We start from the raw sequence: 16,882 nt of genomic DNA, 5'->3' as shown, positions 1-16,882 counted from the left end.
AGCCTCTGGGGTTTGCGTCGAGACTGGGCCGGCGGTTAGGACCTCAGCAACAAGAGCATCTGCTGCCACTGCGGCATCAGCGTCCAGGAGCCGGCCATGAAGATCGTTGTACACCCAGGTTGGTTACGGCAGGCAGTAGTCCTGGCCTTGATAGCGGCCCTGGCCCTCGTCGCGTCTCCCCCGGCCTGGGCCGATCCCGTCTACGGCACCCAAAGCATCGCCTACTCGGGCGTTGCCAACCCGCCCACCTCGGACAAACCGCAGAGCAAGCTGTGGTGGAATGACGGCTCCTGGTGGGCGGACATGTGGACAAGCGGCAGCGGGTGGGGCATCTACCGGCTGGACCGTCCCACCGCCACCTGGGTGAACACGGGCGTGGTCAATGACAGCCGCGGCAGCACCCTGGCAGACACCATGTGGGACGGCAGCCATCTCTATATCGCGTCCCACGTGGTGACCGTCTCCACAGATGCCAATCCGAAGCCGTCCGTCGCGGGACAGGCCGCGTACCTCTTCCGGTACAGCTACTCGGGCGGCCAGTACACCCTGGACGCCGGATTTCCGACCGTCATCACGAACAACAGCAGTGAGTCGATGACCATCGACGAGGACAGCACCGGCGCCATCTGGGCCACGTGGACGCAGGTGGCCGGCAACAGCACCAGCGGCTTTACCAACACCGTCTACGTCAACAACTCCGCACCGGGCGGCACCAGCTGGGCCGCGCCGTTCGTCGTCCCGGTTTCCAACCCGCACCCCGCCCCCGATGACATCTCCGCCGTGGTGTCCTACAGCAAGAACAAGATTGGGGTGATGTGGAGCGACCAGCTCACCGGTTCCGTCTGGTGGGCCTCCCGCACCGACGGGACCTCCGCCACCGCGTCATCATCCTGGAACCTCCAGCCTGCCATCCGGGGCAACAGCCAGGCAGACGACCACCTGAACCTGAAATCACTGCAGGCCGATCCCAGCGGACGGGTTTTCGCCGCAGTAAAGACCAGCCTCAACGACACATCCTCTGACCCCACGCTGCCGCAGCTTCTGCTGCTCGTCTTCAAACCCGGCACGGGATCCTTCACCCAGTCCACTATTTCCACCACCGGCGATTGTGTCAGCAGACCGCAGATTGTGCTGGATACCCAGAACAACCTGGTCCACGCTTTCCAGACCGCACCGCCCACGTCCGTCAACGGCTGCCCGTACTCCGGTACTGCCGGCAGCATCTACGAAAAGACGTCAGCCATGGATAACCCGGTGTTCGGTGCCGGACGCGGGACCCCAATCATCCAGAACGCCTCGACCTCGAACATGAATGACGTGACCACCACCAAGCAGGGCGTGGACAGCTCCACCGGCATCGTGGTCATGGCCAGCGACAACGTGGCAAAACGGTACTGGTACTCGGACCGTCCCCTGGGGCCGGCTGCCACGGCACCGGCGGCATCCTTCACGGCGAGCCCCACGGCGGGAACGGCGCCGCTGAATGTCGCCTTCACTGACACCTCCACCGGCACGCCTACATCCTGGGCCTGGGACTTCGGCGACGGCGGTACCTCCACTGCGCAGAACCCCGCCCACAGCTACGGGGCAGCCGGCACCTACACCGCCAAGCTCACCGCCTCCAACAGCGCCGGATCCAGCTCAGCCAGCACAGCCATCACTGTCAATCCGGCCACGGCACCGCCGCCGGCCACAGGAGTGACCGTCGCCGGCTCCGCAACCACCTACTCGGGAACAGCCGCTTCCACCGTCACCCTGAACGCGCCTGCCGGCACCGCCGCCGGCGATGTCCTGGTCGCCTCCATCACCGCGGACCTGAACCCCACCGTGGCATCGGCACCCGCGGGCTGGACGCCGCTGGTCAACGGCCTGGGCATCAACAGCTCCGCCACCTCCGGCGCCAAAGTCTTCGTGTACTACCACGTGGTGGGTGCCGCGGATCCTGCCGGCTATGCCTGGACCCTCAGCACCGCCGTGAAATGGGGCGGCGGCATAACCGGCTACCGGGGCGTGAACAACACAACGCCCCTGGATGCGCCGGTGGCCACAGCCGTGGATGGCACGTACAACGCCACCAGCATCACCGCCCCGGGCGTCACCACCGCCAGCAACGGCGCCATGCTGATTGGCGGCGTTGGCTGTGACTGCGCAGCCCCAGTGGTGTCGTCGGCGCCCGGCGGCTGGACGCAGCGGTGGCAGGCGGCCGGGGGCCAGATTGCTGAACTCGCCGACAAGGTGCAGACAACAGCGGGCGCCGCCGGAACGGCCACCTGGACCCTGAGCGGGGCGCGGGCAGTTGCCGCCTGGCAAGCCGCCCTGAAACCAGCCGGCTGACGGGCAATCTGGCTACTTGACGGCGCTGCTGGCGTTCACCCGGCCGTAGGCCCAATAGGTGCCGGTGCCGGCAACATTGTCGGCGGTGGTTTCCACGTCGGCGCGGATTGAAGTGTTCGTTGCGCCGGGATGCGAGCTCCAGGCGAGCGCCGCCGCTCCGGCCACGATGGCCGAGGACATCGAGCTGCCGTTGCCCACGTCGTAGCCCTGTGAGCGGTTGTTCTGGGTGGCCAGGACGAACGGGTGGTTGGGGAACGTTGAGTAGACGTTCACGCCGGGCGCGGCGATGTCCACCCAGCTGGCGCCGTAGGTGGAAAACGATGCCTTGGCATCGTTGTTGTCGGTGGCGCCGACCGCGATCACCTGGGTGTAGGCGCCCGGATAAATCTTGGTCTGGTTGCCGCCGTTGCCCGCAGCGGCCACCAGCACCACGCCCTTGTTCCAGGCGTTGTTGACGGCGGTTTCCAGGGTCCGCGATGCCCGCACGCCCAGGCTCATGTTGATCACCTTGGCCCCACTGCTGACGGCCCAATCGATGCCGCTTGCCAAGCTGGAGCTGGACCCGACTCCGCTGTCGTTGAGGACCTTGCCCGCCAGGATGGTGCAGCCCGGGCAGACACCGGCCACGCCGATGGTGTTGTTAACGGTGGCGGCAACGTTGCCGGCCACGTGGGTGCCGTGGCCGTAATAGTCCTCCGCGACGGGGTCGCCAGCCTTGGTGGCCGAGCTGCTGAAGTTGGCGCGGGCCACGACTTTGGGCGCGATGTCAGGGTTGTCGCTGGCGACGCCGGAGTCCAGCACCGCGACCTTGATGCCGCCGCCGGTGGTGGTGTTCCACGCCTCGACAGCGTCCACGTCCGCGTCCGGCGTGCCCGCGGCCACGGTGATGTCGCCGCTGGTGTTGGTGAACGACTGGCCGTCATTCTGCAGGGCGTACTGCCGGGGGAAATACTGGTCCGAGGTGGCGGCACCCACCGGCTGGTCCGGTTCGGCGTATTCGACGGCGGGATCCCGGCTTAGTGCGTCGATGAGCTGCGTTTCGCCACCCGCGGCAACGCTGACCAACCGGGCGCCCGTGCCGCCGATGCTGGACCCACCAGCGAGGCCGTGCCGGTGGAGCACGTTGGCGGCAGCACCGGCGTCGCGGAACTTGACGATGATGTGCCCCGGCGCGGCGGGCGCACCGTGCGCGGCGGTGGCGGGAAGGGCCAGCGGGACAGGGCCAAGCACCATGACGGCTGCCGTGAGACCGGCGGCGAAGAGTTTTCTCATGCCGGCTATTTTTGCCCTGCGCCGCGCAGTCCGGCTAGGGGTAAAAGCCCCAAAGATGGCCTCCGCCGCGCCTCGCGGGCAGGATCACCAGGTGTGGTCACGGCGCGGAGCGGGTTCCCGAATCCTCCCCTGACCCCGTGGTGGCCACGAAGTTCCAGTCGAATGAACCGTCGGCATGAAGCGTCAGCCGGAGGAACCCGTGGGTGTCGCTGAACCGCTTCGCGATGTACTGCGGACTGCTGGTGAAAGGACGCAGGTCTATGCCTCCCGTGGAAACCTGGAACGCGATCATACCCTCATCGACGCACTTGTCTGCCTTGTTGACGGGGCAGGACCGCTCGTAGTTGTGCTGCGAACCTGAGAGGGTCAGCCGGACGCGGTGTTTCCACATCACGTCAATCCACGGCTTCTGGGCGGCCGTCCGCCGGTGCTCGCTCGTCTCCGACGTGAAGTACGGCTCGTGGTAGACGACTGCCAGGTGCTGGCCCGCCGCCTCCGCAGCAGAAAGATCCTTGTCCAGCCAGCCGGTCGCGGCCTTGGCGTCCGCTGTGTCGTGCCGCCACAGCGCGGATGGCAGGAACGCGAAGTGCCACTTCCCGAAATCCCTGGAGTACGGCTGGCCGTTCGCGATGAACCCGCGTTCTTCGTTGATCGCTGCCTTGTCCGCGGATCCAGGGCATTGGCCGTTCATGAAGTCGTCCAGGTCTTCGTTGCGGCCGGGTTGCCAGTCGTGGTTCGGGCCGGATACCCAGTACATCTTGGGCAGGGTGCCGCCCCACAGCGGTTTCCAGAAGTTCACGTAGTCCTCGCAGTATGCGGTGCTGTACTGGAAGTCCCCGAGTCCCAGGAACGCGTCAATATCGTTGTTCCTGACCAGCTTGGCGATTGCCGCACCGTTCCTTCCGGATGGGCTGTCGGGGTCAGTATTCCCAGGGGGGTTCATGTCGCCCACAGCAGCGATGTGGATATCCGGCGCCGGTGACGCGCTGCCCGGTGGAGACGGGGTGCCGGTGCAGCCCGTGGCACAGAGCACCAGCAGGCCCACGGCCGTTGCTGCTGCGAGCCGAAAGCGTCTGGAACGAGGGAGCGCTGGCTGCATCCCGTTACCTCCTTCGAAAATCAGGACCGGACGGCGGGAGGACGACGGCGGGGCCTGCCCGCGCCTGCCACGCTCAACAACCCGTTGCGCCCACTGCTTTGCAGGCGTTCACCCGCCCATGGGCCCAGTAGGAACCCGTGCCGGGGATGGGGTCAGCCGAAGATTCCACTTTGGCGCGGACGGATGCGTTTGACGTGCCCGATGGGGTGCTCCACACAAGCGCGGCAGTGGCGGCGGCAATGGGTGCGGCCATTGACGTGCCGCTGAGGATGTCGTAGCCGGGCGAAAGCTTGTTCTGGGTGCCAAGGACGGACGTGTAGTTCGGGAGGGTCGAGTAGACCCGGACCCCCGGGGCAGCGACGTCCACCCACTTGCCGTACGTGGAGAAGGATGCCTTGGCGTCATTGTTGTCGGTTGCTGCTACTGCGATGACGTTCGGATAGGCGCCCGGGTAGACCTGGGCCTGGGTACCGGCGTTGCCGGCCGCGGCTACGATCACCACTCCCTGGTTCCAGGCGTTGTTCACGGCAGCTTCGAGGGTCCGTGACGACACCCGCTGGCCGAGGCTCATGTTGATGACCTTGGCACCCTTGCCGACGGCCCAGTCGATGCCCTTGGCAATGCCCGAGGAAGAGCCGGACCCGCTGCTGTTGAGGACTTTGGCGTCCAGGATGGAGCAGCCCGGGCACACACCTGCCACGCCCAGGGAGTTGTCCGCCGTGGCCGCCACGATGCCGGCCACGTGGGTGCCGTGGCCGTACTGGTCGTAATCCTCCGGGGCGAGGATCTGGGTGTCGCTGAAGTTTGCCCGGTCCACCACCTTGGATGAGATGTCCTCGTGGTTGATGGCAACCCCGGAATCGATGATGGCCACCCGGACGCCGGTTCCGTTGGTGACATTCCACGCCTCGACGGCGTCCACATCGGCGTCCGTGGTGCCCGCGGCGACGGTTACCGTTCCGTCGGTGTTCGTGAAGGATTGGCCCGTGTTCTGCAGGGCGTACTGGCGGTCGAAGTACGGGTCGGCCGTGGCGGCGGTAACCAATTCGTCCGGTTCGGCGTACTCAACAGCGGAACTGCGGCCCAGCGCAGCCACGAGCTGCAGTTCACTGCCCGCCGGCACTGTGATGAGGTGGGCGCCGGTGCTGCCTACCGCCGGGCCGTCGGTGAGCCCATGCTGGCCAAGGACCCGTGCAGCGGCGCTGTTGTCCCGGAATTTGACCAGGATTTGTCCCGGTACTGGCGAGGACGGCGAGGACGGCGAGGACGGCGCGGCTGCGTTCCCCGTGGCAGCCGCCGTTACGGCGCTGAGGACCAGGACCATCGCAGCCAGGGCTGCGGTAAGCATCTTTTTCATGGCTTATCTTGCGCCCCACAGGCCACACCTGAACAGGCCTTGCCACAAGCAACTCTGGTAAGAAGAGTTTCGCCGCCCAATGTTCGCGAGTCGAACATTTGTACGTTTAATGAACTTAACGGTAGCCTCCCATCAGAAAGCATGCCGTGGATCACTCCCCCTGGTGACAGGGCTCGCAGAGCGGCGTGCTCCTCCCTACTTCCCTGATCAATGAGGATTACATGACATCTTCTCCTTCCACCCGCGCGTCCCGCTGGCCGGTCTGGCTTTGCTGGCTGGCCATGGTCCTTGACGGCTTTGACCTGGTGGTGCTTGGCACCGTCATTCCCACGCTCATCAAGACCGGCGAACTTGGCTTCGATGCGGTCGGTGCAACCCTGGCCGCCACAATCTCCCTGGTGGGCGTGGGTCTCGGCGCACTCTTCATTGCCCCGTTGTCGGATCGCTTCGGGCACCGCAAGCTGCTGGTTGCCTGCGTTCTGTGGTTTTCCATCTTCACCATTGCGGTCGTATGGGCCCCCAACGTAGCCGTGTTCAGCGCCTTCCGGCTGCTTGCCGGCCTCGGACTGGGCGCCTGCCTGCCGGCCGCCCTGGCCTACATGAACGATTACGCACCGGCCGGATCCGCCGGCAAGTCGACCACCCGGACCATGACCGGCTACCACGCCGGAGCGGTGGCCACGGCCTTCCTGGCACTGATGGTCATCCCGGACTGGCGCACCATGTTCGTGGTGGGAGGCCTCGCAGGCCTGGCCCTCGTGCCCTTCCTCTGGTTCAAACTTCCGGAAGCCCTGCCCGCGGAACGGAACGCCAGGAAGCAGGAGCAGACCGGTTTCCGCGACCTGAGGAAGAAGCCGTACCCCTTGGTGGCCGCGGCCATCGCTGCCGCTTCCTTCATGGGGCTCCTGCTGGTCTACGGCCTGAACACTTGGCTCCCGCAGCTCATGGCATCTGCCGGATATCCCGTCAGCGCAGGCATTTCCCTGCTCCTCGTGCTGAACCTTGGCGCCGTTGCAGGCCTCATCATCGCCGGCATCCTGGCCGACCGGCACGGAACCAAGCCGATCGTGCTGCTCTGGTTCGGCCTGTCCGCCGTCTGCCTTGCCCTCCTCAGCGTCAAGGTTGACAACGCCATCCTGCTCAACGCCCTCGTCTTCGTCACGGGAGTGTTTGTCTTCAGCTCCCAGGTGCTCGTTTACGCCTGGGTCAGCCAACTGTTCCCGGCCCACCTGCGGGCCACCGCCCTGGGTTTCGCCGCCGGCGTGGGCCGCGTGGGCGCGATCGCAGGACCCGCCGTGACCGGCAGCCTGGTTGCCGCCGGCATCGCCTACCCGTGGGGCTTCTACGCGTTCGCCGCCGCCGGCGCCCTCGCCGTGGTGGCGCTCGTGACCGTACCGCACGCCATTGCAGCAACGCAGCCGGTGCAGGAGCACAGCAACTAAGGCCAGTTGCCCGGGGCATCAGACAACCACGACGGCGGGAGGCTGGCTTTCAAGGCCAGCCGCCCGCCGTCGTACTGCTTTGTGTTTCCGCGGTCGCTGCTAGAGGCAGGCGGGCTGGTAGGCAGGATCTGCCGGACCGGACGCCTGGGCCAGGGCGTTGGCCACCAACTGGTGCACCACGGGGTCGTTCGGCGCCTGGTCGTGTTCGAAGGCGTCGGCCGGGCACTTGTCCTGGATGGTGATGTTGGTGACCTGCCGCGCGGCGCCGTTCAGGAACTGGCTGTTGTACGGGATGACCACCTCATCGTGGATCGTGGAGATGACGGTGTAGGCCGGACCTGCGACTGTATCGCCAATGGAGTTGAGCTCCTGCATGAAGGGGGATCCTGCCTGCTGGTCCGCGCAGGCGGCACAGCCGGCGGCGGTGTAGTCAGGCGTGGGCACCAGGTCCGGCGGCGGAAGGATCACGCCCTCAGTACCGTGGTTGGACGGCGCGATGCCGATGAGCTGATGGACGTACTTGGCCCCGCCCAGGAAACCCATGTAGTACCGGGGCATCATGCCGCCCTGGCTGTGGCCCACCAGGTCCACCTGCCTGGCGCCGGTGGCGGAGCGGACCGCGTCCACGAACGGGGCGAGCTGCTTGGCTGAATCTTTGACCGGCGCCGTGGCGTACACGCCGTTCGTTTCGCCGTAGTTGAGGGCGAAGACGCAGTACCCCTGGCTCTTGAGATTCGGCGACAGCGTGGACCAGTTCTTCTCCATGCTCTCGAACGTTCCAGGAACCAGGACCACAGGGTAGGGGTGCTCGGCCGACGGCTTGCAGGACCAGTCGTTGGCTCCCGGCGGGGAAATGTCGACGGCTTGGGCGGGGGCCGCCACCAGGGATGAGGCAAGGACGGCGGCTGCCGCAATGGACAGGGCCCGGGTAAGGAATGACATGGAAACCTCTTTGTTCGTCTGTCTGCGGGGCGGCCGGCACTGATGGTATTTGGTGCCCCATCAGCCCCGGCCGGGGTTTTCCATGCTGGCAGCGTTGCTGCTTCTGCGCAGCGGAAGTGCACGAACGTGCGGCCAAAATCCGCGCTCACCAGCACCAGCCTTCGCGGCGACTGTGACCCACGGCACACGTATTGTTACTGGTGAGTAGCAATTTGAAGGTGGCCGCGCGGCGCCCATGCCGACCACACGTGTTTGCACGAACGTGCAACTGCCTACAGCGGATCCAGCAGCACAGCCTCGATGACATCCTCGGCGTAGAGGGCGTGCGTGATCGCCTGCACGGCGTCCCACCGGCCGAAGGTTGCAAGCAACGGTTCGGCCAGCCGGGGGTCCGGGAGGAGTTGTCCCGTCGAGCGAAGTTCCTCGAAGGCTTGCGCCTCCTGGAAGGTGTGCAGCAGGAGGTGGTCAGCGTTCAGGTCGTAGCGGACACGGCCGGCGGGAACTGCGCGGCCGGGGAAGAACTGCGGATCAGAAGAGTTGGCACGGGATCAATGTAGAACCAGGCCCCGACATTACAACGCCTGCGCGTTCCGTGCAGATCGTGTTGCGCTAAACACGCAGTGGCGCATATGATCTACATCATGCTTCGAGCCAAGTGCTCGGCCCCTCTCCCCCAACAACAATGAGGTTGCTACATGTCTGTCCCCATCAAGGCCACCATGGAAAAAGTCCCTGGCGGCATGATGCTGATCCCCCTGCTCATCGGCGCCGTCCTGGGCACCTTCGCACCGGATTCGGCCAAATTCTTCGGCTCCTTCACCGGCGCGCTCTTCACCGGCGGCACCACCATCCTCGCGGTGTTCTACGTCTGCATGGGCGCGAGCATCGATATCAAGGCCACCCCGTACATCCTGAAGAAGGGCGGCGTCCTCTTCGGCAGCAAGGTCCTGTTCGCCATCATCATCGGCGTCGTGGCCGGCCGGTTCCTGGGCGAACTTCCCATCGACGGCGGAATCCTGTCCGGCCTGTCGGTCCTGGCCATCCTGGCGGCCCTCAATGACACCAACGGCGGCATGTACATGGCCCTCATGGGCCAGTACGGCAAGCCCAAGGACGTGGCCGCCTACTCCGTCATGACCCTGGAATCCGGCCCCTTCCTGACCATGGTTACCCTCGGCGTCGCCGGCCTGTCCGCCTTCCCGTGGCAGGCCCTGGTGGGCGCCATCATCCCCCTGCTCCTCGGCGCCATCCTCGGCGCCCTGGACCCGGCCATGCGTAAGTTCCTCTCCTCCGCGGCCCCCGTCCTCATCCCGTTCTTCGCCCTCGCGCTTGGCTTCGGCCTGAACCTGGGACAGGTAGTCAACGCAGGCCTGCTCGGAGTGGCGCTCGGCCTGTTCGTGCTGATCGCCGGCGGCGCCGTGCTCTTCTTCGCGGACAAGCTGACCGGAGGCTCCGGCATTGCCGGCCTTGCGGCAGCCACCACCGCCGGCAACGCAGCCACCGTTCCCATGCTGGTGGCTGCGGCCAACCCGGCCTACGCTCCCGCAGCCGGACCCGCCACCGTGCTGGTGGCCGCCTCCGTGGTGGTCACCGCCATCGGCTGCCCCCTCATGGTCGCTTGGTACGCTAAGCGCCTGAAAGCAAAGCAGCCTGTGCAAACTCCTGAGGTGTCCCGAGCAGTATGAACACCACCGCAGCCATGCGCTGGGCGATCATCGCCGACGACCTGACGGGAGCGGCGGATGCGGCCGCAGCCTACGGGCCCACGCACAGCAGCTCCGTCGTCCTCGACGTCGACAGCACGTGGCCTGAAGCCCGGATCCTTTCGATCAACACGGAGAGCCGTTACCTGGCGCCGGCGGAAGCAGCCAGGGCGGTCACGACGACGGTAGACCAGTCTCTGCGTCAGCACCGGCGGGTCTTCAAGAAGATTGATTCGCTGCTGCGAGGCAACGTGGGCGTGGAAGTTGCGGCAACCTTGGCGCGGCTGACGCAGGGCCGCGGCAAGGGCCTGGCGGTGGTGGCTCCGGCGTTCCCCGGCACGGGACGGACCACCCAGGGCGGCGTCGTCCACGTCAACGGTGTCCCCCACACGGCAGGAAACTTCGACGGCGACGTCGCGGCGGCGCTTGCCGCCGGCGGCCTCACCGCCGAAGTGGCCGGCACCAGCGGACGCACGCCGGAGGAACTGGCGCGGCACCTGAGGGACGTGCAGGACCGCGGGATTGACGCCGTCGTACTGGACGCTGCTTCCGACGCCGACCTCAAGGCCGTCGCGGCCGCTGCGGACCTGCTGGAATTTCCGGTGCTCCTGGTCGGTTCCGGCGGCCTGGCAGGGCACATCGCACCCCGCGAAAAGGGGGCGGCTGCGCGGAATGCGCAGCCACGGCGTGTCAGCCGGACCCTCACGGTGATCGGCAGCTACTCGGGGCTCGCGCGGCGGCAGACCGATGCGCTGGTGGCGGCCGGCGCCGAACACATCACCCTGGACCATGCCACCCTGGACGGCACCGCCGTTCCGGACCTGGTTGCCCAGGCGATGGCCCTGACGGACGTCGTGCTGACGCCGGACCCGATGGGCGCCGTGGACAAGTCCCAGGCCCTTGTGGTGGCTGAGGCTTTGGCCCGCGCCACCGCCGCCGGCATCGGGCACTGCGACGCCCTGGTCCTCACCGGCGGCGAAACGGCAACGGCTGTCCTGAAAGCCCTCGGCGCCGGCAGCTTCACCGTCCTCGGGGAGATTGAACCCGGCGTCGTCATCAGCCTGCTGCCGGAGCCACTCCCCCTGCTGGTCACCAAGGCCGGCGCGTTCGGGGACGCCGGCACGCTGGCCCGGACCACACGATTTCTTACTGGCACCACGACTGAAATGAGTATCAAATAATGGGACGCCCGATTGTTGCCATCACCATGGGCGATGCGGCCGGCATTGGCCCGGAAATCATCGTCAAGGCCCTTGCTGACGCGGAGCTCCGGTCAAAGGCGCGGATGCTGGTCATCGGCGATCTTCGCCGGCTGCAGCTCGCCGCGGACGTCGTCGCCAGCCCGCTGACCCTGCGCAAGGTGTCGGAGCCGTCCGAGGCCCTGTTCGAGGAGGGCACCATCGACGTGCTGGACATCGACTGCATCCCGGAGGACCTGGCGTGGGGCGAGCTGTCCGCCGCTGCCGGGCACGGTTCCTACCTCTTCATCGAGAAGGCCGTCCAGCTGGCCATGGACCGGCAGGTGGACGCCATCTGCACCGGGCCGCTGAACAAGGCAGCACTGCACGCCGCCGGCCACAAGTTCCCCGGCCACACGGAGCTCCTGGCCGAGCTGACCGGCACCGAGGAAGTGTCCATGATGCTGACCGCGCCCAAGATGCGTGTCATCCACGTGACCACCCACATCGGCCTGATCGATGCGATCGCCAAGATCAACGGCGACCTGGTGTACCGGACCATCAAGCGCGGCTATGAACTGCTGCGCGCCTCCGGGATCGAGAACCCGCGGATCGCGGTGTGCGCCATCAACCCGCATGCCGGCGAGAACGGGCTGTTCGGCTATGGCGAGGAAGCGGAGAAGATCCAGCCGGGCATCGAGAAGGCCCAGGCGGACGGCATCAACGCGTTCGGCCCGCTCCCGGCGGACACCCTGTTCTTCCTGGCCGGCCGCGGCGACTTCGACCTGGTGGTGGCCCAGTACCACGACCAGGGCCACGGCCCCGTCAAGGTCCTGGGCCTGGAGAACGGCGTGAACATCACCGTGGGCCTGCCCGTGGTGCGGACGTCCGTGGACCACGGCACGGCCTTCGACATCGCAGGCAAGAACATCGCCGACCACGAGTCGCTGCTAGAGGCGCTGCGGCAGGCAGTGGACCTGGCGCCGGCACGCGAAGAGGCTCTGTAGCCGCACGGAAGAAACGGCCGGTCAGCGTAGGATTGCTGACCGGCCGTTGTGCTGACTTCCGGCGGCGGGACTTGCCGGGGCCGGAACTAGCATGGGTACCACTGCCACCGCTATGCCCACGGGAAGGAGACCGGGAATGCTGAGCGCAAACGCGCGGCGCGAGGAGATCTACCACCTTGCGGTGACCACCGGCCTGGCCTCCGTGGAGGAACTCTCCGCCCGGTTCGAAGTGACCGCCTCCACCATCCGCCGGGACCTGGCGCTGCTGAACGGTCAGGGCCGGCTGGCCCGCACCTACGGCGGGGCCATGGCGCTGGGCGCGCACCCGGAAGCGTCGCTGCGGCAGCGCACCGGCGAGGCGTTCGAGCAGAAGCATGCGATCGCCCGCTGGGCGGCGTCCGTGATCCGGCCCGGGGAGAACATCCTGCTCGACGCCGGCTCCACCGTGGGTGCCCTGGCCCACGAGCTGCGCGGGTTCGAGAAGCTGTCGGTCACCACGCCGGGTATCAACACCATGCAGGAACTGGCCGAGTCCGAGGGCATCGAGGTGGACTGCCTGGGCGGCCGGCTGCGGAGCCTGTCGCAGAGTTTTGTGGGACCGCTGGCCGAGGCGGCGCTGGAACGGATGAGCTTCGACCGGGTGTTCCTGGGCGCCGACGCCGTCACCGCCGAGGACGGCATCTGCGAAGCCGACCACGCCCAGACCCGGCTAAAGGAACTCATGGCCCGGCGCGGCCGGGACGTTTACGTGCTGGCCGACTCCTCCAAGCTGGGCCTGCGGCCGTTCCATGCGTGGGCCCGGCTGGCTTTGCCGTGGACCCTGGTGACGGACGACGGCGCCGACCCCGCCCAGGTGCAGAAGTTCCGGGACGCCGGGGTCCAGGTTGAGGTGGCACCGGTTTCCGGCTGAGTCCCGGTGGGTACGCTGCTCCTACAACGATCGAAACCCGAGTGGAAAAGGAAACGCCCATGCACGCCGTGCTTGAATACGCCTACGCAGACAACTACCTCGAAAGCCGCGAACAATACCGCGCAGACCACCTCCGGGCGGGGTGGGAGGCAGTCGAACGGGGTGAGCTTCTGCTGGGCGGGGCAATCGGCGAAGGACCCTTCAAAGGGTTGCTGATCTTCACCGGCGAGAACCCACTCGAGGCAGCCAAAGCTTTCGCAGCCGCAGACCCCTACGTCCTCCATGGCGTCGTGACCTCATGGAACGCCAGCCCTTGGACCACGGTGCTCGGAAAAGAAGCCGCCACACCCGTTCACCCCTGAGGGCGCCTGCCCCTGACAGCCGTCGCTCCAGCCTGTACTCATGCTGGGCGCCTCGGGGCCGAAGTCCATCCGGCCGTCCTCCGGGGCCAGCCCGTAGGCCTCGGTACATCTCGGCCAGGAGCCGTGCCACGGTGGTTTTGCCCGCTCCCGGCGACGACGTCTTGCTGTAGGGTCTTCCGGCTGGGGCTCTAATGCGCGACGGCGGTGATGCGAGCAGCCGCAGTTGCAGCCGCAGTTGCAGTTGCAGTTGCAGTTGCAGTTGCAGGGACGAATGACTCTAGCTACGGATTTGTGGCCGTGACGGACTCCGTCAGAGGGACCTACACAGGATGGAGGATTCCATGGCCACGTGGCTCGTCATCGGCGCCGCAACAGTGGGCGCCGGAACCTATTTTGGGTGGGACGGCTTCACCATCCAGTCGGGAAACCTCATTGTGATCGTGGTGATGGTCATTCTGTTCATTCTGGCCCTCGTCCTCCCGTTCCCCGGCGGGAAGGGGCGGAAATGAGCGCCCAGACCAAGCCGGCGCACGGGTTGCCGGGGCAGGACAGCGACGCCCACACGTGGACCGGCAAGGCCCGCAAATGGTTACTGGGCAAGCTTCCCCCGGACAAGCTCCTGCCCGAGGACCAGCCAAGCTATGTCATGTCCTGGGCCTACGTCTTCGGCATGGGGGCTGTCGCGGCGCTGGTGTGGATCATCATTTCCGGGGTGGTGTTGGGACTGAACGGGCCCCAGTGGTATCACGTTTCCTCACTGGGCCGCTTCGTCAACAGCAGCCACTTATGGAGCGTAGAACTGTTCTTCATCTTCATGGTGGTGCACCTCTGGCTGAAGTTCTGGATGGCGGCCTGGCGCGGTGGCCGCGTCATGACCTGGATCACCGGCATGCTGTCGTTCGTCGTTTCCATTGTGGCGGCCTTCACCGGGTATCTTCTCCAAACGAACTTCGATTCCCAGTGGATTGCCTTCGAAGCCAAGGACGCACTGAACTCCGTGGGGGTAGGCGCCTGGTTCAACGTGGCCAACGTCGGACAGATCTTCGTGTGGCACATCACCTTGCTGCCCCTGGCAGTGGGCGCCGTGGTGGTCCTGCACGTCCTGCTGGTCCGGGTCCACGGCGTCGTGCCACCACTGGAGGCCGCGGAGGGCGACGCCCAGTTGAGCGACAACAGCATGGAGTCCAGCCCCACCACCCCTCGCGGGTCCACGTCCCCTCGGGAGTCCACCGGACCCAGGGACGCAGCGCGATGACGGGCAAGAGCAGCAGCACCACCTCATGGCGGAAGATGGACGACGTCGCCAGCAGGCCGTGGGCCGGCCGTGTCCGCGAATACGACCTCCTCAAGGAACTCACCATTGGCGTTGTAGTGGTGGGACTCCTGGTGGTCGGGGTGTCGGCAATCTTCGGCGCCCCTGATGAGCCCAGCGTCAGCCTCAAATCGTGGGCGACTACCGCCCCGGCGGACTTCGTCGCGACGGCGGCAAAGGAACTGGCCGGAACGTCCAACACCGCAGTTTACGGGCCGCCGTACACCTCCACCCCGGACGCGTCGCAGAAGCTTGGCCCGGTGGACCTCCAGAGTCTCTCGGGCGTCCGGCTTCCTGTTGATACCGCCCAGGACTTCGTAATTGGCCCGCTGGAGTCGCTCCCATCGCCACCGGCCGCTCTGGCTGGCTGGAGAGCCGCCACGGACCAGCAACGCTCGGACTGGGCATCCGCCTATTCCGATGCCCTTACCGCGGCCCCCGATAACGACCCCGCCAAGGTAGCGGACGGCTCCTACGGCCCGGTCCCCGCGCTCACCGGCGCTGTGGCAGACATGGCGCGGCAAGGGACCCTGGACGGTGTGCTCCAGGGCGGCGGGAACTTCTACAACATGGACTACACCCGCAGCCTTCTGTTCCTCGGGGATGGCGGTTACTTCCCGGATCTTGCGGCAAGCCAGCACCTCTCCGGGGACCAGTGGGGAGTCATGAACGAGACCGGCGACACCCCGGGACAGTCCTGGCTGTGGCTCTTCTCGCTCCTGTACCAGGTGGAACCGTTCAAATCCTCCCCAAGCGTCGACGCCTTGGCAGTGGTGACGATGCTCGTGCTGACCGCGCTGCTAACGCTGCTGCCGTTCATTCCCGGCCTGAGGTCGATACCGCGGAAGCTGCCAGTTCATCGCCTCATCTGGAAGGACTACTACCGGAACCGCTGAGTTCCCCGGCAGTGGCCGACGCTACTCTGCGATATCCTCCGCCCACAGGTCCGGCTTGTCTGCCTGGAAGGTGCGCATCATGTCCACGCAGCGCTGATCGTCCAGGACCACCACCTCCACGCCGCGTGACCGCAGCAGGTCCAGTTCGCCGTCGAACGTCCTCGCCTCCCCCACCACCACGCGCGGGATCTTGAACTGGATGATGGTTCCCGCGCACATGGCACACGGGGCCAGGGTGGTGTAGAGCGTGGTGTCCCGGTAGCTCCTCTGCCGGCCGGCGGTGCTGAGCGCGGACATCTCCCCGTGCGCTATCGGATCCGCGTTCTGGACCCGTTCGTTGTGCCCGCTGGCAATAACCACGCCCTCCCGGGCGAGCGCAGCCCCGATGGGGATGCCGCCCTCGGCCAGGCTCTTTTGTGCGGCCTGATAGGCGGCTTCGAATGCGGGGATGTCGGCGCTGTCCAGTTCCGGCGCGGCAGATGGAGGCTGCTCGTGGGTCATGGCGCCATTGTTGCATGCGGCTTCTGTACCCGTCCGCTGCTGAACCACTCCCGGACGCACCGGAGCGGCCCGAGGGTCAAGACACCCCCTAGTCCTCATTAGCGGGAGTGCTCTCGAGGATCTGCTTGATGTCCGCAAGGCGTTGCAGCAGGTGGGGCCTCATGGTGCGCCCGATGAAGGGGAGCAGCCACCGTGGCACCCGGCGTGGCCGGAGGATTTCGCGGTAATGCAGGGTGCTGCCGTCCCCCGCAGCCTCGATGTCGTAGGTGAGGTGCCCCGTCAGCCATCGGCTGGTGAAGTCGATACCGAGCCGGTGGGGATAGTCCTGCCCGGACACTACGCTCTCCGTGTGGAACCAGCAGCCGGGTGCCAGCCGGACCCACTCATGCCAGCGGGTCCCCACCGTGGTCGGCCCAGCCGGGTCCTTGAACATCCGGACGGCCGCATCGTGCGGAATCGGTTCGAAGTCCTGGACGTCGGCGAGCAGTGCGAAGACTGCAGAGGGCGGACGATTGATCACCACGGACAAGTCGAACGTGATCACCTGGCACTTCGTCACCTCGTCCG

At 66.4% G+C, this 16,882-nt stretch carries 16 protein-coding genes; 10 read left to right on the top strand and 6 right to left on the bottom strand.

The window, feature by feature from the left end; genetic code table 11:
* The first annotated feature begins 96 nt into the window (after positions 1-96).
* On the top strand, positions 97-2,334 hold the full coding sequence (locus ACTAQI_RS00665) for a PKD domain-containing protein (RefSeq protein ID WP_457948827.1): 2,238 nt from the start codon (positions 97-99) through the stop codon (positions 2,332-2,334).
* 12 nt (positions 2,335-2,346) lie between these two features.
* Here the strand turns inward: ACTAQI_RS00665 and ACTAQI_RS00660 are convergent, their stop codons facing one another.
* The 3 genes from ACTAQI_RS00660 to ACTAQI_RS00650 form a co-directional block, all read right to left on the bottom strand.
* Positions 2,347-3,606, bottom strand: a complete 1,260-nt coding sequence (locus ACTAQI_RS00660; RefSeq protein WP_457948825.1) for a S8 family serine peptidase — start codon at positions 3,604-3,606, stop codon at positions 2,347-2,349.
* 97 nt (positions 3,607-3,703) lie between these two features.
* Entirely contained in the window at positions 3,704-4,705 is a 1,002-nt protein-coding gene (locus ACTAQI_RS00655; protein ID WP_457948823.1) for a hypothetical protein, read from the bottom strand.
* 73 nt (positions 4,706-4,778) lie between these two features.
* Positions 4,779-6,062 carry a S8 family serine peptidase gene (locus ACTAQI_RS00650; RefSeq protein ID WP_457948821.1) on the bottom strand — a complete coding sequence of 428 codons (1,284 nt, stop codon included), beginning with the start codon at positions 6,060-6,062 and terminating at the stop codon, positions 4,779-4,781.
* A 221-nt stretch (positions 6,063-6,283) separates the two neighbouring features.
* Here ACTAQI_RS00650 and ACTAQI_RS00645 point away from each other — a divergent pair, with 221 nt between their 5' ends.
* A complete protein-coding gene (locus ACTAQI_RS00645) occupies positions 6,284-7,504 on the top strand; it encodes an MFS transporter (RefSeq protein WP_457948820.1) in 1,221 nt (406 codons plus the stop codon).
* A 99-nt stretch (positions 7,505-7,603) separates the two neighbouring features.
* Here ACTAQI_RS00645 and ACTAQI_RS00640 read toward each other — a convergent pair whose 3' ends face one another.
* A complete protein-coding gene (locus ACTAQI_RS00640; protein WP_457948818.1) occupies positions 7,604-8,446 on the bottom strand; it encodes an esterase/lipase family protein in 843 nt (280 codons plus the stop codon).
* Between the two features lie 695 nt (positions 8,447-9,141).
* Here ACTAQI_RS00640 and ACTAQI_RS00635 point away from each other — a divergent pair.
* The 8 genes from ACTAQI_RS00635 (at position 9,142) to ACTAQI_RS00600 (ending at position 15,814) form a co-directional block, all read left to right on the top strand.
* Complete coding sequence (locus ACTAQI_RS00635; protein ID WP_457948817.1) at positions 9,142-10,131, top strand: 2-keto-3-deoxygluconate permease; 990 nt, start codon at positions 9,142-9,144, stop codon at positions 10,129-10,131.
* Positions 10,128-11,330 carry a four-carbon acid sugar kinase family protein gene (locus ACTAQI_RS00630; RefSeq protein WP_457948815.1) on the top strand — a complete coding sequence of 401 codons (1,203 nt, stop codon included), beginning with the start codon at positions 10,128-10,130 and terminating at the stop codon, positions 11,328-11,330. The genes ACTAQI_RS00635 and ACTAQI_RS00630 overlap by 4 nt, the downstream gene beginning before the upstream one ends.
* A complete protein-coding gene (pdxA, locus tag ACTAQI_RS00625) occupies positions 11,330-12,334 on the top strand; it encodes a 4-hydroxythreonine-4-phosphate dehydrogenase PdxA (protein ID WP_457948814.1) in 1,005 nt (334 codons plus the stop codon). Before ACTAQI_RS00630 ends, pdxA begins: the two co-directional genes overlap by 1 nt.
* Positions 12,335-12,470: 136 nt before the next feature.
* Positions 12,471-13,244, top strand: coding sequence for a DeoR/GlpR family DNA-binding transcription regulator (locus ACTAQI_RS00620; RefSeq protein ID WP_457948812.1), 774 nt, complete (start codon positions 12,471-12,473; stop codon positions 13,242-13,244).
* Between the two features lie 59 nt (positions 13,245-13,303).
* Positions 13,304-13,606: a YciI-like protein gene (locus ACTAQI_RS00615; protein WP_457948810.1), complete on the top strand. Its 303-nt coding sequence runs from the start codon at positions 13,304-13,306 to the stop codon at positions 13,604-13,606.
* Between the two features lie 341 nt (positions 13,607-13,947).
* Positions 13,948-14,115: a hypothetical protein gene (locus ACTAQI_RS00610; protein ID WP_457948808.1), complete on the top strand. Its 168-nt coding sequence runs from the start codon at positions 13,948-13,950 to the stop codon at positions 14,113-14,115.
* The gene (locus ACTAQI_RS00605) at positions 14,112-14,861 is read left to right on the top strand and encodes a cytochrome b N-terminal domain-containing protein (protein WP_457948807.1); all 750 of its coding nucleotides are present in this window, start codon (positions 14,112-14,114) and stop codon (positions 14,859-14,861) included. The genes ACTAQI_RS00610 and ACTAQI_RS00605 overlap by 4 nt, the downstream gene beginning before the upstream one ends.
* On the top strand, positions 14,858-15,814 hold the full coding sequence (locus ACTAQI_RS00600) for a hypothetical protein (RefSeq protein ID WP_457948806.1): 957 nt from the start codon (positions 14,858-14,860) through the stop codon (positions 15,812-15,814). The genes ACTAQI_RS00605 and ACTAQI_RS00600 overlap by 4 nt, the downstream gene beginning before the upstream one ends.
* Before the next feature lie 21 nt (positions 15,815-15,835).
* Here ACTAQI_RS00600 and ACTAQI_RS00595 read toward each other — a convergent pair whose 3' ends face one another.
* Together ACTAQI_RS00595 and ACTAQI_RS00590 are read right to left on the bottom strand one after the other, a co-directional pair.
* The gene (locus tag ACTAQI_RS00595) at positions 15,836-16,315 is read right to left on the bottom strand and encodes a nucleoside deaminase (RefSeq protein ID WP_457948804.1); all 480 of its coding nucleotides are present in this window, start codon (positions 16,313-16,315) and stop codon (positions 15,836-15,838) included.
* 88 nt (positions 16,316-16,403) lie between these two features.
* Positions 16,404-16,874 (bottom strand): SRPBCC family protein, encoded by a 471-nt coding sequence (locus ACTAQI_RS00590; RefSeq protein ID WP_457948803.1) that lies wholly within the window; start codon positions 16,872-16,874, stop codon positions 16,404-16,406.
* Positions 16,875-16,882 lie beyond the last annotated feature (8 nt).

It is taken from the genome of Pseudarthrobacter sp. alpha12b, assembly GCF_054130495.1.
The sequence above is the reverse complement of the archived record's forward strand: the minus strand, read 5'-3'. Positions and strand labels throughout refer to the sequence as shown.

Coding starts and splice junctions, on each gene's coding strand:
- ACTAQI_RS00665 (WP_457948827.1), top strand. CDS start 97: ATGAAGATCGTTGTACACCCAGGTTGGTTACGGCAGGCAGTAGTCCTG.
- ACTAQI_RS00660 (WP_457948825.1), bottom strand. CDS start 3,606: ATGAGAAAACTCTTCGCCGCCGGTCTCACGGCAGCCGTCATGGTGCTT.
- ACTAQI_RS00655 (WP_457948823.1), bottom strand. CDS start 4,705: ATGCAGCCAGCGCTCCCTCGTTCCAGACGCTTTCGGCTCGCAGCAGCA.
- ACTAQI_RS00650 (WP_457948821.1), bottom strand. CDS start 6,062: ATGAAAAAGATGCTTACCGCAGCCCTGGCTGCGATGGTCCTGGTCCTC.
- ACTAQI_RS00645 (WP_457948820.1), top strand. CDS start 6,284: ATGACATCTTCTCCTTCCACCCGCGCGTCCCGCTGGCCGGTCTGGCTT.
- ACTAQI_RS00640 (WP_457948818.1), bottom strand. CDS start 8,446: ATGTCATTCCTTACCCGGGCCCTGTCCATTGCGGCAGCCGCCGTCCTT.
- ACTAQI_RS00635 (WP_457948817.1), top strand. CDS start 9,142: ATGTCTGTCCCCATCAAGGCCACCATGGAAAAAGTCCCTGGCGGCATG.
- ACTAQI_RS00630 (WP_457948815.1), top strand. CDS start 10,128: ATGAACACCACCGCAGCCATGCGCTGGGCGATCATCGCCGACGACCTG.
- pdxA (WP_457948814.1), top strand. CDS start 11,330: ATGGGACGCCCGATTGTTGCCATCACCATGGGCGATGCGGCCGGCATT.
- ACTAQI_RS00620 (WP_457948812.1), top strand. CDS start 12,471: ATGCTGAGCGCAAACGCGCGGCGCGAGGAGATCTACCACCTTGCGGTG.
- ACTAQI_RS00615 (WP_457948810.1), top strand. CDS start 13,304: ATGCACGCCGTGCTTGAATACGCCTACGCAGACAACTACCTCGAAAGC.
- ACTAQI_RS00610 (WP_457948808.1), top strand. CDS start 13,948: ATGGCCACGTGGCTCGTCATCGGCGCCGCAACAGTGGGCGCCGGAACC.
- ACTAQI_RS00605 (WP_457948807.1), top strand. CDS start 14,112: ATGAGCGCCCAGACCAAGCCGGCGCACGGGTTGCCGGGGCAGGACAGC.
- ACTAQI_RS00600 (WP_457948806.1), top strand. CDS start 14,858: ATGACGGGCAAGAGCAGCAGCACCACCTCATGGCGGAAGATGGACGAC.
- ACTAQI_RS00595 (WP_457948804.1), bottom strand. CDS start 16,315: ATGACCCACGAGCAGCCTCCATCTGCCGCGCCGGAACTGGACAGCGCC.